Raw genomic sequence first — 15,033 nt, 5'->3', positions numbered from 1 at the left:
TCGAAAAAAGTGCGGCAAGCCCACGTCATTCGGGGCCTGCGCCCAATCGGAGGGCATCGCGGAGCTGTCAGGCTTGGCCCGAAGGGTGGGGCTTTGTCGGGTATGGCACACAGCCCCGGGCGTCTGTATGTGGACCCGGCCGCGCGCCACGCCGCTGCGGCATTGGGGACTGGCACATATCCCTATCAATGGAACGGTTATTGCTCCTTATCCGGGGTCCTCTCTGTGAGCGAGCACGCCCGCATGTCCAGATCGACCTCTCTGAACTCCGACTCGTCCTCCGTCCCGAGCGAACCGGGCGATTACGATCAGCTTCCGCCCCAGGTGTTCCGCCAGGCGGTCGAACAGTCGGCGCTGGCGATCTCCATCACCGACGCCCACGCCCACATCGTTTATGCGAACCCGGCGTTCCAGCGCGTCACCGGCTACACCCTGCCGGAGGTGATCGGCCGCAACGAGTCGATCCTCTCCTACCGCGTCACCCCGCCGATCGTCTACGAGAGCATGTGGGCGCAGCTGCTGCGGCAGAAGCCGTGGAACGGCCTGCTGGTGAACCGGCGCAAGGACGGCTCGCGCTACCTCGCCGACCTGACCATAACCCCGGTGCTCGACGAGGAGCAGAACATCACCCATTACCTGGGCATGCACCGCGACGTCACCGAGATGCACCGCCTCGAACGCCAGGTGCGCAACCAGAAGACCCTGATCGAATCGGTGGTGGACGCCGCGCAGGTGGCGATGGTACTGCTCGACTCGCGCGAGCGCGTGCTGCTCAGCAACCAGACCTACAAGAAGCTGATCGGCGACCTCGCGCCGGACCCGGCGCAACTGCTGCTTTCCGCGCTCGAGCGCGAGGTACCGGCGTTCGACCGGGTCAACGCGCTCGCCAGCGGCTTCGCCCCGCTGGAAGTGCGCATCGACCGCCAGGACCGCGAGCCGCTGTGGTTCAGCTGCGCCGGCTCGCTCATCGACGAGCAGGACACCAGCGCCGAAGCCTTCTACGAGAACCGCGGCTACCGCTACATGCTGCTGGTCGTGCAGGACATCAGCGAGCTCAAGCGCCAGCAGGACCACATCCGCGCCAGCGGCCTGCGGGCCCTGCTCACCGAGCAGGAACGCGTGCGCAGCGTGCGTGAGACGCTGTCCGGGGCGATCTACCAGCTCGGCGGGCCGCTGAACATGATCGCCGCCGCGGCCAAGCTGCTGGAACGCCAGCCGCAGCTCGACCAGCAGGCGCTGAAGAAGATGTTCGATGACGTGCTGCGCGTCGGCGGCATGACCCTGGACAACCTGAACGCGAGCATTCCGGCGCTGGCCCAGGAGCCGCTGCAGCCGGTCAACCTCAACGCCATCCTGCAGAACGTGCTGTGGATCCTCACCCCGCGTCTGCTCGGCCTGGGCATCGTCGTGGAGTGGCGTCCGGAGTCGCTGCTGCCCAACGTCAACGGCCTGCCGACCTCGCTGACCATGCTCTTCAAGCAGTTGCTGGACAACGCCATCGAGGGCATCGACGCCAGGCGCCAGGGCACCCGCGAGATCAGCGTGACGACGCTGGCCCGCGAGGACCATGTCGAAGTGCTGATCGAAGACAGCGGCGCGGGCATCGCCGCCGAGCTGCAGAGCCGCGTGTTCGAGCCGTTCTTCACCACCAAGACGCGCGGCCAGCCGCACATCGGCATGGGCCTGACCATGGCCCAAGACGTGGTGATGCGCCACGAGGGCCTGATCGAGATCGACTCCGCGACCGGCGAGGGCTGCCAGGTAAGGGTGCAGATCCCCTATGTCTGAGTTCAACGAACGTCTCGACCAAGGCACCCTACAGGCGATCCTCGCCGGCGAGCTGGAAACCCTGTTTCTGGTCAGCCGCGTGCTCTCTCATTCGCTCAACCTGAAGGAAACCCTCAGCTCGGTGCTGCAGGTGCTGCACGAACGCGGCGGCCTGGAGCGCGGCATGGTCTGCCTCGCCCCGCCCGGCGAGGACGGCCTGCTGGTGTACGCCGTGCAGGGCATGCCGGAGCTGACCGTCGGCGGGGTGCGCTACCAGACCGGCGAGGGCATCGTCGGCAGCGTCTTCGTCGAGGGCGCCGGACTGGTGCTGCCGCGCCTGGGCGACGACCCGCGCTTTCTCTCGCGGCTGGGCATCTACGATCCGCAACGCGCGTTCATCGGCATGCCGATCCGCAGCAGCCGGGAAATCATCGGCGTGTTCGCCGCGCAACCGAACACCGTACACCTGCAGTTGCTCGAGGAACGCGGGCGCTTCCTCGAGATGGTCGCCAACCTGATCGGCCAGAGCGTGCGCCTGGCCTGGGAAGTGGAAACCGAGAAGCAGGCGCTCAAGGACGAGCGCGACCAGCTGCGCCGAACGGTGCGCGCGCAGTACGGCTTCGACAACATCATCGGCCACTCCTTCGCCATGCGGCACGTGTTCGACCAGGTGCGCCAGGTATCCAAATGGAACACCACGGTGCTGATCCGCGGCGAGACCGGCACCGGCAAGGAGCTGATCGCCAACGCCATCCACTACAACTCGCCGCGCGCACGCGGGCCGATGATCAAGCTGAACTGCGCGGCGCTGCCGGAGAACCTGCTGGAGTCCGAGCTGTTCGGCCATGAGAAGGGCGCCTTCACCGGCGCCATGACCCAGCGCCAGGGCCGCTTCGAGCAAGCCAACGGCGGCACCCTGTTCCTCGACGAGATAGGCGAAGTGTCCGCGGCGTTCCAGGCCAAGCTGCTGCGCGTGTTGCAGGAAGGCGAACTGGAACGCGTCGGAGGCACCCGCACGCTGAAGGTCGACGTGCGGGTGATCGCCGCGACCCACCGCGACCTGGAAAGCGACGTGGCCAAGGGCAAGTTCCGCGAGGATCTGTACTACCGGCTGAACGTGATGCCGATCGTCATGCCGCCGCTGCGCGAGCGCATGGAGGATATCCCCGACATCGCCCAGTTCCTCATCCAGAAGATCTCCCGCCTGCAGGGCCGCGAGCTGGAGCTCACCGACGCCGCCCGGCGGGTGCTGATGCACCACGACTGGCCGGGCAACGTGCGCGAGCTGGAGAACAGCCTGGAGCGCGCCGCGGTGATGTCCAGCGACGGCCTGATCGACCGCGACCAGGTGCTGCTCACCGGGATCAACGAGCAGATCAACGTCGGCCGCAGCGAGCCCGTGGCGCTGGACGACGACAGCCTCGACGAACGTGAGAAGGTGATCGCCGCCCTCGAACAGGCCGGCTGGGTGCAGGCCAAGGCCGCGCGCCTGCTGGGCATGACGCCACGGCAGATCGCCTACCGCATCCAGACACTGAACATCCGCGTGAAGCAGCTGTAAGCCACCTGAAGGACGGCGCAGCGCCTGCTGGCGATCGCCGTGCGCGGATCGCCAGCGGGCTCGCGCCTCTCAGCAGCAATCGTCCTCGACCCGGTACAGCAGGGTCTGCGCCTCGTCGTCCTGACGCCGCTCGAAAAGCTCGTGGATGATGTTCACCTGCGCGTGCAGCAGCAGCCGGGCGTCGTCTTCGGAGCCGTCGCGATCGCCGAGCTTTTCGCGGAAATAGCGGCACAGCACGCAGTTGCCGTCGTCTTCGGCGATGTGGTGCTGGATGCGCGCGTAGATCAGGCGGATGCAGTGGTCGCAATCGATGTAGGGCAGGTCGCCCTCACCGGCGATGCTGCGGTAGGTGGTCGTAGTGCCGCTGGTGTTCATGCTGCCTCCGGAATGGGGCCCTCCGTCGCGGGAGAGCGGTCGCTGGAAGGCCATCCTAGGAAGCCGACCCGGCGCGGTCTGTCAGCCAGCCGACAGTGCGTTCTTGTCCTGCGCGCGCCAGCTGCTGTAGCGCCAGCCGCTGCGTTCGCGCAGCAGGTCGGCGCGGTGGATGAGGAAGGTGCCGCCGCCGTCGCGCTCGAGGATGCCCTCGCGGGTCAGCCGGGCGATCAGCGACGACAGCGTCTGCCGGGTGGTGCCAAGCAACTGGGCGATGTCCTCGGTGTTCAGCGCCAGCGGCAGGCGCCAGCTGCGCGCGTCGACCAGTTCGCCCTTGCGCAGCAGCATGCCGTCGAGAAAGCGCGCCAGGCGCCCCTCGACATCGCGAAAGGCCAGGTCCTCGATGATCTGCATGGCGTTGCCCAGCGACTGCGCCAGCACACGGATCACCACCGGCGCGGCCTCGGGCAGCGCCGCCAGCTTGCCGAGCATGGTCCGCGTCTCGGTCACCAGCACGTCGCACTCGCTGATCGCCTGCAGGTAGGCGCGGCTGTGGGTGCTGTAGATATCGCCGGGCTCGAGGAAGGTCAGCGTCTGCTCCTTGTCCTCGAACGTGAGGAACACGCGAATCCGCCCACTGCGCAGGATGAACACGCTGTCGCGGATCTCGTGCGGGCCGCCAAGGATCTCGCCCTGCACCAGGCGGCGCACGCGGAAGCCTTCCAGCAGCGCGGCGCGCGAGGGTTCGGAGAGGGCATCGAGCAGGCGTTGGGACTGGTGATCGTTCATCGGCGGGCTCCGGTTCGGCAGTGTCGCGCGAGGCGACCACCCAGCATCCCCAGCAAGGAGCTTGCCGTCGCCAGCCTTCGCGACCAACCGCCGCAGCGGGCCCGCCAGCCGGAGCCTGGACGGCCTCTGCCCGCGGGCCCGGCGACAGGCCCGACGCCGCGAAGGCGCAGGGCTGTCGCAAACCTCACATTCCTCCCATCGCACGTGGGGCGTTGTTCACACAGATCGCCGAAAGCGCCAGCGCGATTTCCGATATTCGTTTGGAAACAATGGGTTGGCGTTCGATAGAGGCAACGGCACAGCGCTTGCAATCCGACCTTCATCTCACCCGGAGGAAGCGTCCATGGACCTGCCCGTTCTGTTCAACGACCCACCGGCGTCTCCTTCGGGCGGCTGCGCGGCCAACTCGTGCGGTTCCAGCGATGACCAGCTCGGTCATCTGCCGGAGGCGATACGCGACAAGGTGTTCAACCACCCGTGCTACTCGGAGGACGCCCACCACTACTTCGCGCGCATGCACGTCGCGGTGGCGCCGGCCTGCAACATCCAGTGCCACTACTGCAACCGCAAGTACGACTGCGCCAACGAATCGCGCCCCGGCGTGGTGTCGGAGGTGCTCAGCCCGGAACAGGCGGTGAAGAAGGTCAAGGCGGTCGCCGCGGCGATTCCGCAGATGAGCGTGCTCGGCATCGCCGGGCCGGGTGACCCGCTGGCCAACCCGCAGCGCACCTTCGACACCTTCCGCATGCTCAGCGAGCAAACCCCGGACATCAAACTCTGCGTCTCGACCAATGGCCTGAGCCTGCCGGAGAGCGTCGAGGAGCTGAGCAAGCACAACATCGACCACGTCACCATCACCATCAACTGCGTCGACCCCGAGGTGGGCGCGAAGATCTATCCATGGATCTTCTGGCAGAACCGCCGCATCCGCGGCATCGAGGCCGCGCGCATCCTCATCGAGCAGCAGCAGCGCGGGCTGGAGATGCTGGTGGAGCGCGGCATCCTGGTGAAGGTCAATTCGGTGCTGATCCCCGGCGTCAACGACGAGCACCTCAAGGAGGTCTCGCGCATCGTCAAGGAGAAGGGCGCCTTCCTGCACAACGTGATGCCGCTGATCGCCGAAGCCGAGCACGGCACCTTCTACGGCCTCACCGGACAGCGCGAACCGAGCCACGCCGAATTGCAGGCGCTGCAGGATGCCTGCGCCGGCGACATGAACATGATGCGCCACTGCCGCCAGTGCCGTGCCGATGCGGTCGGCCTGCTCGGCGAAGACCGTGGCGCGGAGTTCACCCTGGAAAAGATCGACGCCATGGAAATCGACTACGCCGCGGCGATGGAAACCCGCGCCCGGGTTCACGCCGATATCGCCGAGGAGCTCGCCCAACGCCGCCAGCACGGACCCGCGCCGGTGCCCATCCTGCAAGCGTCCGGGCCGACCGCGCTGATGGCGGTGGCCACCAAGGGCGGCGGCCTGGTCAACGAACACTTCGGCCACGCCCGCGAGTTCCTGATCTACGAAGCGTCCCCCGCCGGCGTGCGTTTCATCGGCCACCGCCGGGTGGAAACGCCCTACTGCGAAGGCGACAGCAGCTGCGGCGAAGGTGAAAGCGCGCTGGCGAAGATCATCGACGCACTGGAAGGCTGCCGCGCGGTGCTCTGCGCCAAGGTCGGCTACGAGCCCTGGAGCGCGCTGGAGAACGCCGGCATCCAGCCCAACGGCGAACACGCCCTGGAGCCCATCGAGGAAGCCGTGCTGGCGCTTTACCAGGAGCTGCTGGAGGCCGGCAAGCTGACCGACGAAGTCGCCCAGCAGCGGCAGAGCGCCTGACCCGCCACCGATCCAAGAGGCCCCGGAACAGGGGCCGCCGTTCACCGAGGAGAACCCCGATGGCCCTGGAAATAATCGATAGCTGCGTCAACTGCTGGGCCTGCGTTCCGGTCTGTCCGAACGATGCGATCCACCAGGCCCAGCCACACTTCCTCATCGATGCGGACAAGTGCACCGAATGCGTCGGCGACCACGACGAAGCCCAGTGCGCGAGCATCTGCCCGATCGAGGGCGCGATCCTCGACGAGCTGGGCGATGCGCTGAACCCTCCCGGCTCGCTGACCGGCATCCTGCTGTCGGCCGGCGAGCTTCCTTCCTCAATCCCCCAGGACATCCGATGACCACCCTGCATTTCTATGGCAAGCCCGGCTGCAAAGGCAATCAGCGTCAGCTGGAGCAACTCGCCGCGCTGCACGTACCGGTCGAGGTCCACGACCTGCGCGCCGAGGCCTGGACGGCCGAACGCCTGCTGCGATTCCTCGGTCCGCTGCCGGTGGCCGAATGGTTCAACCCGACCGCCCCGAGGGTCGCCTCCGGCGAGATCCGCCCGCAGGAACTCGGCGCCGAAGAGGCCCTGGAACTGTTGCTCAGCGAACCACTGCTGACCCGCAGGCCGCTGCTGCAACGCGGTGAGCGCTTCCTGGTGGGTTTCGAAGCCGCACAAGTGGACAGCTTGCTGGAGCTGCCGGCGGGAAGCATCGGCAGCGGCCTGGAAGGCTGCGCCTGCGGCAAGCACGGCTGAGATGCCAGCCGTGCGGCGGGCCGGGCAAACGGTGGGCTGAAGCCCACCCTACGCGGCCGTCATTGCTCTGAAATGATCAGGAACCGGACCCGATCGGCACATCGCGTAGCGCCGATGAATCCGCGTTGCCGCACGATGATCGCGGGTTGCACCCGGCCCACCCTATGGCCCGCAAGCGGGCCATGACCTGGTCGATGGACCGCTCAGCTTTCCGGGCCGAAGCACTCGCTGAACTCGATGCAGTCCTGGCAGCTCGGCGAGCGGCAGTAACGTCCGGCGCAGAGCAGGCGGTAGAGGAATTTCTTCCACTTCATGTTGAAGCGGTTCTGCTCGGCCAGGGCAGGGAAGTTGCTCGCCAGCAGCGCGCTGAGGTCGTCGCGCGACCAGAGCCCGAGGTCGTACCAGAGGTGATCGCCCCCCAGGCAGCCGTGGGCGAGGATGCTGGCCATCCAGGTTTCGCTGGGATCGTTGCCGGCACGGTGGCTCAACAGCAATTGCTCCAGCGCCTGGCAATCGTCGCGCCGGTGACTGGCTGCCGGCAGCGCAGCGCCCGGGGCCTGCCCCAGGCCGGGGAAATGCCGCTGCAACAGAACCTCGAAGTCCGGGGGCGCGAGGCCCAGACCGTCCGGCAGGGCGCTGTGTCCGAATCGCTGGCTCGCTAGCATGCGCGCCAGCCAGCGGTCGTTGGGCAGGCCGTGGCTACTCGCCAGCCAGACCTGCTCGGCATTCAGCAAGGGGCGGCTCAGGTGCAGTGCGCTCATGGGCGACCTCCGGGGAACGCGACGGAATGGACTGCCTTCAGGCGACCTGCTGTTGCGCTTCCCAGCTTTGCGGACGCTGCAGGTGCAGCGCCAGGCAGGCGTCCAGACTCTGGATGTGTTCGTCGAGGTTGCGCAGCACGCGCTGGTAGAGCGCTTCGCGGCTGCGCCGGCCGTTGGCCTGGCCGAAACTCGCCTGCATGCGTTGCAGCATGTCCAGGGTTTCCTGGTGCTCTTCGCAGTGCTCGCGTTGCTCGCCGTAGGCGGTCGCCTGCATGAAGCGTTCTTCCAGGGCGAAGTGTTCACGGGCCCGCTCGATGATCCGCTCGATCACCTGCGGCGCGGTGTTTTCGCGCTCGGCGAAGGGCAGGGCGCCGAGCAGGCCGAAGAAGGCCTGGCGCGAATTGTCCAGAGCCGGAAGGCCCATGTAGTGCAGGTGCAGCGGGTAGGAAGCGTGGCTCATGGATGTGCTCCGGCGGGATGGCGGACGAGGGGTTCATGATGCGGACTCAAACCGTTCAGGACTTGCTCTGGGGCAAGGTCGAGAACGACGAAGCCGGCGCGTTCGAGAAAACGCCGCTCCTTGGCCGAACACTCCGGCATGCAGGCCCAGCCGGCGGGTTCGCCAGCGCCCCAGACGATGTCGGAGAGCAGCATGCGTTCAGTGTCGCGGTTCAGGCGCAGGCCGATCAGCAGGTACTGCATGCCCACGCGGCGCTGCTTGAGAAACGCCGGCATGCCGAAGCCGCCCATCAGTTCGGTGAGGTAGTCGACGTAGTCGGCGTCCGAGGCGACGTAGAGGGACTCCGGGCGCGCCGCCCCGACCGGTTTGAACAACACCGGCAGGTTGCTATCGAGGGTGTCCTCGGCGACCGCGCGGTAACCCTCGCCATCGTGCTGGAACAGCCGGTAGCGGGCGAATTCGCCGCTCAGCCGGGCGATGCCGACCACCAGCAGGTGCGGCCGGGTGGCCCAGAAATCCTGTAGCTGGGTGTCGCGGTTGAAATCGACCACGTAGGGCGGTTCGAGCTCGGCGATCCGCCCGTGCAGCGCCGAGGCGCTCCAGGCATGGTCGCGGTAGGTGGCGTCGAAGAAGCGCACCAGCGCGCTGCGGCCGCGCTTGAGCTCGACGTTCATTGCGGCGCGGGGAAACTCGTACATCAGCTTCTTGGCCATCGGCTGGCCGTTATTAAGCGCCAGGATCAGGCTCTCGCTGTCGGCCGGAATGGCCTGGCCCTGGGCGTCGACCACGCCATCCAGCGCGGCCGGACCAAGCATCGGCACCAGGGTGCCGGCACGGCGCGCGGCGATCAGTTCTACGGGGAGCTCGGGGGTCATGGCGGGTTCCTCACCGGGTTTTAACGATCCATTGCAAACCCGGCGCCAACTCTTCAACCCACTGAATCAGAAAGGTTTCCTGTGAATACCAAGGTCCTTTGGTGCGGTCTGCGACGCACCGTGCGGCCCTGATGTCGCACTTGCTACACAGTGGCGAGCGGCCGGCCGAAACGTACCTGTACGTCCTTGGGCGGCGCCGAGAACGGCGATGAGGTGACCAGCAGATCGGCCCCGGCAGCGACATACTCCGCCGCGTTGCCGGCATGGATGCCTCCAGCCGCCGCGAGCAGCGGCCGCGACGGCCAGTCCTCCAGCGCCCGGCGCACCGCCGCCAGCGCCGCCGGGGTGAATTTCTCCAGCTGCAGGACATCCGCCTCGGCCCAGCGCAAGGCCTCGCCGAGATCGCCGACCTCCACCACGATCTTCTTTTCCGGTTCGCGACGACGCAGCCTGGCGAGGGTGTCGCCCGGCGCCTGGTCGAGGAACAGCCGGTGCTCGGCGAACAGCAGGAGGGTCTCCGACAGGCCGAGCCGGTGCAGCGTCGCGCCGCCCGCGCGAACCGCCTTGATGGCCAGCGCCTTGGTCCCCGGCGCACTCTTGCGCGTGCAGGCCACCGGCAACGATGCGGCGGCGGCCACCAGGGCGGCGCTGGCAGTGGCCACGCCGCTGGCCCACTCCATCAGCACCTGCGCGGTCTTCCAGCCCTGGTGCAGCGCGCCGGCGCGGCCTTCGACGGAAAGGATCGGCGTGCCAGCGGCCAGCGCCTGGCCGCTGGATGCATGCATGTCCACCCGCGCGCCGAGCAACTGGAACAGCCGCGCGGCCTCCTCGACGCCGCACAGCGTCATGGCCTGGCGTGCCGAGCAGTCGAGGCGCGCGGCGAGGCCGCCGATGCCGAGGCTATCGGTGGTCAGGTCGCCGGAGGGCACGTCGTCGCGCAGCAGTTGGTGAAGCTGCCCGTCATCGAGTACGGATACGCTCATCGCTCAATGCCTCGAGAACAGGTCGTGGATCTTGCACAACACGCGCGCCGCGTCGAAGCCGGGCGCGGGCAGCGTTTCGCCGCGCAGCAGCCGTTGGAAGGCCAGGTGCGGGTCGCCCTGTTCGGTGAGCAGCACCTCCTGCCGACGTTTGCGCAGGTGGCGGACGAAACCGTCGCCGGCGCTGGCGGCGACAATCAGCTCGACCCCGTCGAGGGGATGGGCGGCACCGTCGGCCAGGTGGTGGAAGGTCTGCTCGCGCTGCAGCTCGATGCGTTGCGCCGGGCGCTCGGCGAACTCGGTGTCGAACACCAGCCAATGGCGTGCCTGGCCAGCGTGCCTGGCGATCCGTGCGTAATCCTGGGTAGCGAAGGCGATCTTCATGACGGCTCCTCCTGTGAGCGAATCGCCTCCTTATACCCTTACTTGAAAAGTGGGTATAGCGACACCGATACAAGGTCGTTCTGGCTTGTCGCCACTCCGACAATGGCTTTGTCGTTGTCGCCTCCGACACCGCTACAACGATCTGCAACTTTTTATTATCTTTATGTATTTCAATGAGTTAACTACCAGGCAAAAGCTGGCACAGGCCTTGCGCTAGGGAATTGCGAGGGCGAATTTCGCTTCGTCAATTCCACGCAACAAGGAGAAACCAGCATGGCTCTGCGTCAATGCGCCATTTACGGCAAGGGTGGTATCGGCAAGTCCACCACCACCCAGAACCTCGTCTCCGCCCTGGCCGAAGCCGGTCAGAAGGTGATGATCGTCGGCTGCGATCCGAAGGCGGACTCCACCCGTCTGATCCTGCACGCCAAGGCCCAGAACTCGATCATGGAAATGGCCGCCGAAGCCGGCAGCGTGGAAGACCTCGAGCTCGAAGACGTGCTCAAAGTCGGCTATCGCGACATCAAGTGCGTCGAGTCGGGCGGCCCTGAGCCGGGCGTTGGCTGCGCTGGCCGCGGTGTGATCACCGCGATCAACTTCCTCGAAGAGGAAGGCGCCTACGAGGAAGACCTCGACTTCGTGTTCTACGACGTACTCGGCGACGTGGTCTGCGGTGGCTTCGCCATGCCGATCCGCGAGAACAAGGCGCAGGAGATCTACATCGTCTGCTCCGGCGAAATGATGGCCATGTACGCGGCCAACAACATCGCCAAGGGCATCGTGAAGTACGCCAACTCCGGCAGCGTGCGTCTGGCAGGCCTGATCTGCAACAGCCGCAACACCGCCCGCGAAGACGAACTGATCATGGAACTGGCCCGTCAGCTGGGCACCCAGATGATCCACTTCGTGCCGCGCGACAACGTCGTACAGCGCGCCGAGATCCGCCGCATGACCGTAGTCGAGTACGACCCGACGGCCAAGCAGGCCGACGAGTACCGCCAGCTGGCGAACAAGATCGTCAACAACCGCAACTTCGTGATTCCGACGCCCATCACCATGGACGAGCTGGAATCCCTGCTGATGGAGTTCGGCATCCTCGACGAGGAAGACGAAAGCATCATCGGCAAGGCCGCACACGAAGAAGCCGCCAGCGCCTGATGCGTGAACCCCCGCGCGGTCGCGAGGCCCGCGGGACGTTCGTAGGCAACAAGCCGTCATTACCTATGGCTGGTTCCACGGATTAGTGGGCCGGCGCAGGAGATCAACATGGCAACGCTCAGCAAGGAAGAAGCCGCCGCCCTCATCCAAGAGGTGCTGGAGGTTTATCCGGAGAAGGCGCAGAAAGACCGCGCCAAGCACCTGGCCGTCAACGACCAGGAAAAGACCACCAAATGCGTCACGTCCAACCGCAAGTCGCTGCCCGGGGTGATGACCATCCGTGGTTGCGCCTACGCCGGCTCCAAGGGCGTGGTCTGGGGTCCGATCAAGGACATGATCCACATTTCCCACGGCCCGGTCGGCTGCGGCCAGTATTCGCGCGCCGGTCGCCGCAACTACTACGTCGGCCACACCGGCGTGGACACCTTCGGCGACATGAACTTCACCTCGGATTTCCAGGAGAAGGACATCGTCTTCGGCGGTGACAAGAAGCTGGCCAAGCTGATCAACGAGATCGACGGCCTGTTCCCGCTGGCACGTGGCATCAGCGTGCAGTCGGAATGCCCGATCGGCCTGATCGGCGACGACATCGAAGCGGTGTCGAAGAAGGGCGCGGCGGAGCTTTCCAAGCCGATCGTCCCGGTGCGTTGCGAAGGCTTCCGCGGGGTTTCGCAATCCCTCGGTCACCACATCGCCAACGACGCGATCCGCGACTGGGTGTTCGAGCGCGAGGGCGGCGGTACCGCCTTCGAGTCGAGCCCCTATGACGTCACTATCATCGGTGACTACAACATCGGCGGCGACGCCTGGTCCTCGCGCATCCTGCTTGAAGAGATGGGTCTGCGGGTGATCGCCCAGTGGTCCGGCGACGGCACCCTGGCGGAAATGGAAAACACCCCGAAAGCCAAGCTCAACCTGCTGCACTGCTACCGTTCGATGAACTACATCTCGCGGCACATGGAAGAGAAGTACGGGATCCCATGGGTCGAGTACAACTTCTTCGGCCCGACCAAGATCGCCGAGAGCCTGCGGGCCATCGCCGCGTTCTTCGACGACCACATCAAGGAAGGCGCCGAGCGCGTCATCGCCAAGTACCAGCCGCTGGTCGACGCGGTGATCGCCAAGTACCGCCCGCGCCTGGAAGGCAAGCGCGTGATGCTCTACGTCGGCGGCCTGCGCCCGCGCCACGTGATCGGTTCCTACGAGGACCTGGGCATGGACGTGGTCGGCACCGGTTACGAGTTCGGTCACAACGACGACTACGACCGTACCGTTCCGGAAATGGGCAACGCGACGCTGCTCTATGACGACGTCACCGGTTTCGAATTCGAGGAATTCGTCAAACGCGTGAAGCCGGACATGATCGGTTCGGGCGTCAAGGAGAAGTACATCTTCCAGAAGATGGGCGTGCCTTTCCGCCAGATGCACTCCTGGGACTACTCCGGTCCGTACCACGGCTATGACGGCTTCGCCATCTTCGCCCGCGACATGGACATGACCCTGAACAACCCCTGCTGGAAGAACCTCACCCCGCCGTGGCTCAAGCCCGTCGAGGAAGAGCAGCGCGCCATCGCCTGACCGCGATACGCGTCTGCCCGACGCCGCGGGTGCGGCGTCGGGTTTCAGCGGGGCGGCCGCCGGCCGTTCCCCACCGCATTATTTCTAGCCGTGATTCGCAGATTGGCGATGCGGCGAGGAGAGCAGCATGCAAAACGCAGACGACATCAAGCCCAGCTACCCGCTGTTCCGCAAGGACGAATACAAGCAGTCGCTGGGTGACAAGAAGGCCAACTTCGAGAACAGCCACGGCCAGGCCAAGGTCGACGAGACCTTCCTCTGGACCACCAGCGTCGAATACAAGGAACTCAACTTCCAGCGCGAAGCCCTGACCATCAACCCGGCCAAGGCCTGCCAGCCGCTGGGCGCGGTGCTCTGCTCGATCGGCTTCGAGAAGACCATGCCCTACGTGCACGGCTCGCAAGGCTGCGTCGCCTACTTCCGCACCTACTTCAACCGCCACTTCAAGGAGCCGCTGTCCTGCGTGTCCGACTCCATGACCGAAGACGCGGCGGTGTTCGGCGGGCAGAAGAACATGTACGACGGCCTGGAGAACTGCAAGGCGCTGTACAAGCCGGACATGATCGCCGTCTCCACCACCTGCATGGCCGAAGTCATCGGTGACGACCTCAACGCGTTCATCAACAACGCCAAGAAGGAAGGCTACATCGACCAGGACTTCGCCACGCCCTACGCGCACACCCCGTCCTTCGTCGGCTCCCACGTGACCGGCTGGGACAACATGTTCGAAGGCATCGCCCGCTACTTCACCCTCAACCACATGGAAGGCAAGGTCGTCGGCAGCAACGGCAAGATCAACCTGGTGCCGGGCTTCGAGACCTACCTGGGCAACTTCCGCGTGATGAAACGCATGATGAGCGAGATGGGCGTCGACTACAGCCTGCTCTCCGATCCGTCCGAAGTGCTGGATACCCCGGCCGACGGGGAATTCCGCATGTACGCCGGCGGCACCACCCAGGATGAAGTGAAGGACGCGCCGAACGCCCTGACCACCATCTTCCTGCAACCGCTGCAGATGGAAAAAACCCGCAAGCTGGTCACGGACACCTGGAAGCACGAAATACCCAAGCTCAACATTCCGATGGGCCTGGAGTGGACCGACGAGTTCCTGATGGCGGTATCGAAGATCAGCGGCAAGCCGATCTCCGAATCGCTGACCACCGAGCGCGGCCGCCTGGTCGACATGATGACCGACTCGCACACCTGGCTGCACGGCAAGCGCTTCTCGCTGTGGGGCGACCCGGACTTCACCATGGGCATGACCAAGTTCCTTCTGGAACTGGGCGCGGAGCCGGTTCACGTACTGTGCAACAACGGTGGCAAGCGCTGGCTCAAGGCAATGAACAAGATGCTCGAAGCCTCGGCGCCGGTGAACCACTCCACCCAGCTGTTCCACAGCCATGACCTCTGGCACCTGCGCTCGCTGGTGTTCACCGAGAAGCCCGATTTCATGATCGGCAACTCCTACGGCAAGTTCATCCAGCGCGACACCCTGCAGAAGGGCAAGGACGCCGAAGTTCCGCTGATCCGCATCGGCTTCCCGATCTTCGACCGCCACCACCTGCACCGTGCCACCACCCTGGGTTACGAAGGCGCGATGACCATGCTGACCACCCTGGTCAACGCGGTCCTCGAGAAGCTCGATGCCGACACCATGCAAATGGGCGTCACCGACTTCAACTTCGACTTGGTGCGCTGATACCGAGCTCCTTATGCGACGTGGGTCCCCTTACCGCGTCGCTTTTTTTTGTGCCCGTCATCGCTGGCGGTTGCCT

15 protein-coding genes are annotated in these 15,033 nt (G+C 65.7%); 8 read left to right on the top strand and 7 right to left on the bottom strand.

The features are described from left to right. The first annotated feature begins 243 nt into the window (after nt 1–243). The gene (gene nifL, locus B2X67_RS13025; RefSeq protein WP_286785741.1) at nt 244–1,788 is read left to right on the top strand and encodes a nitrogen fixation negative regulator NifL; all 1,545 of its coding nucleotides are present in this window, start codon (nt 244–246) and stop codon (nt 1,786–1,788) included. Continuing rightward, nucleotides 1,781–3,328, top strand: coding sequence for a nif-specific transcriptional activator NifA (gene nifA / locus B2X67_RS13020; RefSeq protein ID WP_090231391.1), 1,548 nt, complete (start codon nt 1,781–1,783; stop codon nt 3,326–3,328). The genes nifL and nifA overlap by 8 nt, the downstream gene beginning before the upstream one ends. Before the next feature lie 69 nt (nt 3,329–3,397). Here nifA and cowN read toward each other — a convergent pair whose 3' ends face one another. Together cowN and B2X67_RS13010 are read right to left on the bottom strand one after the other, a co-directional pair. Beyond that, nucleotides 3,398–3,703 carry a N(2)-fixation sustaining protein CowN gene (gene cowN / locus B2X67_RS13015; RefSeq protein WP_090231392.1) on the bottom strand — a complete coding sequence of 102 codons (306 nt, stop codon included), beginning with the start codon at nt 3,701–3,703 and terminating at the stop codon, nt 3,398–3,400. 81 nt (nt 3,704–3,784) lie between these two features. After that, nucleotides 3,785–4,489 (bottom strand): Crp/Fnr family transcriptional regulator, encoded by a 705-nt coding sequence (locus B2X67_RS13010; protein WP_286785740.1) that lies wholly within the window; start codon nt 4,487–4,489, stop codon nt 3,785–3,787. A gap of 343 nt (nt 4,490–4,832) precedes the next feature. Between B2X67_RS13010 and nifB the strand changes: the two genes are divergently transcribed. From nifB to B2X67_RS12995, 3 genes are read left to right on the top strand one after another with little or no spacing between them, the layout of a single operon-like run. Further along, nucleotides 4,833–6,320 carry a nitrogenase cofactor biosynthesis protein NifB gene (gene nifB, locus B2X67_RS13005; RefSeq protein ID WP_286785739.1) on the top strand — a complete coding sequence of 496 codons (1,488 nt, stop codon included), beginning with the start codon at nt 4,833–4,835 and terminating at the stop codon, nt 6,318–6,320. 59 nt (nt 6,321–6,379) lie between these two features. After that, nucleotides 6,380–6,661, top strand: a complete 282-nt coding sequence (locus B2X67_RS13000; RefSeq protein ID WP_286785738.1) for a 4Fe-4S binding protein — start codon at nt 6,380–6,382, stop codon at nt 6,659–6,661. After that, a complete protein-coding gene (locus tag B2X67_RS12995) occupies nt 6,658–7,062 on the top strand; it encodes an ArsC/Spx/MgsR family protein (RefSeq protein ID WP_286785737.1) in 405 nt (134 codons plus the stop codon). Before B2X67_RS13000 ends, B2X67_RS12995 begins: the two co-directional genes overlap by 4 nt. Before the next feature lie 203 nt (nt 7,063–7,265). Here B2X67_RS12995 and B2X67_RS12990 read toward each other — a convergent pair whose 3' ends face one another. The 5 genes from B2X67_RS12990 to B2X67_RS12970 form a co-directional block, all read right to left on the bottom strand. Next, the gene (locus tag B2X67_RS12990; protein WP_286785736.1) at nt 7,266–7,823 is read right to left on the bottom strand and encodes a nitrogen fixation protein NifQ; all 558 of its coding nucleotides are present in this window, start codon (nt 7,821–7,823) and stop codon (nt 7,266–7,268) included. A 37-nt stretch (nt 7,824–7,860) separates the two neighbouring features. Continuing rightward, entirely contained in the window at nt 7,861–8,283 is a 423-nt protein-coding gene (locus B2X67_RS12985) for a hemerythrin family protein (protein WP_282342441.1), read from the bottom strand. Then, on the bottom strand, nt 8,280–9,158 hold the full coding sequence (locus tag B2X67_RS12980; RefSeq protein WP_286785735.1) for an SIR2 family protein: 879 nt from the start codon (nt 9,156–9,158) through the stop codon (nt 8,280–8,282). The genes B2X67_RS12985 and B2X67_RS12980 overlap by 4 nt, the downstream gene beginning before the upstream one ends. A gap of 143 nt (nt 9,159–9,301) precedes the next feature. Continuing rightward, nucleotides 9,302–10,141: a ModD protein gene (gene modD, locus B2X67_RS12975; RefSeq protein ID WP_286785734.1), complete on the bottom strand. Its 840-nt coding sequence runs from the start codon at nt 10,139–10,141 to the stop codon at nt 9,302–9,304. A 3-nt stretch (nt 10,142–10,144) separates the two neighbouring features. Then, a complete protein-coding gene (locus B2X67_RS12970; protein WP_286785733.1) occupies nt 10,145–10,522 on the bottom strand; it encodes a NifB/NifX family molybdenum-iron cluster-binding protein in 378 nt (125 codons plus the stop codon). A 273-nt stretch (nt 10,523–10,795) separates the two neighbouring features. On the opposite strand from B2X67_RS12970, the gene nifH reads away from it, so the two are divergent. The 3 genes from nifH (at nt 10,796) to nifK (ending at nt 14,957) form a co-directional block, all read left to right on the top strand. Beyond that, a complete protein-coding gene (nifH, locus tag B2X67_RS12965) occupies nt 10,796–11,680 on the top strand; it encodes a nitrogenase iron protein (RefSeq protein WP_090231401.1) in 885 nt (294 codons plus the stop codon). Nucleotides 11,681–11,788: 108 nt separating this feature from the next. Beyond that, entirely contained in the window at nt 11,789–13,258 is a 1,470-nt protein-coding gene (gene nifD, locus B2X67_RS12960) for a nitrogenase molybdenum-iron protein alpha chain (protein ID WP_090231402.1), read from the top strand. 127 nt (nt 13,259–13,385) lie between these two features. Beyond that, nucleotides 13,386–14,957 (top strand): nitrogenase molybdenum-iron protein subunit beta, encoded by a 1,572-nt coding sequence (gene nifK, locus B2X67_RS12955; protein WP_282342436.1) that lies wholly within the window; start codon nt 13,386–13,388, stop codon nt 14,955–14,957. Nucleotides 14,958–15,033: the final 76 nt, after the last annotated feature.

It is taken from the genome of Pseudomonas sp. UBA3153, from assembly GCF_002364635.1.
In the GTDB taxonomy this organism is placed as follows: domain Bacteria; phylum Pseudomonadota; class Gammaproteobacteria; order Pseudomonadales; family Pseudomonadaceae; genus Pseudomonas_O; species Pseudomonas_O kuykendallii.
Note: the sequence above shows the minus strand (reverse complement) of the source record. Positions and strands in the feature narration are given on the sequence as shown.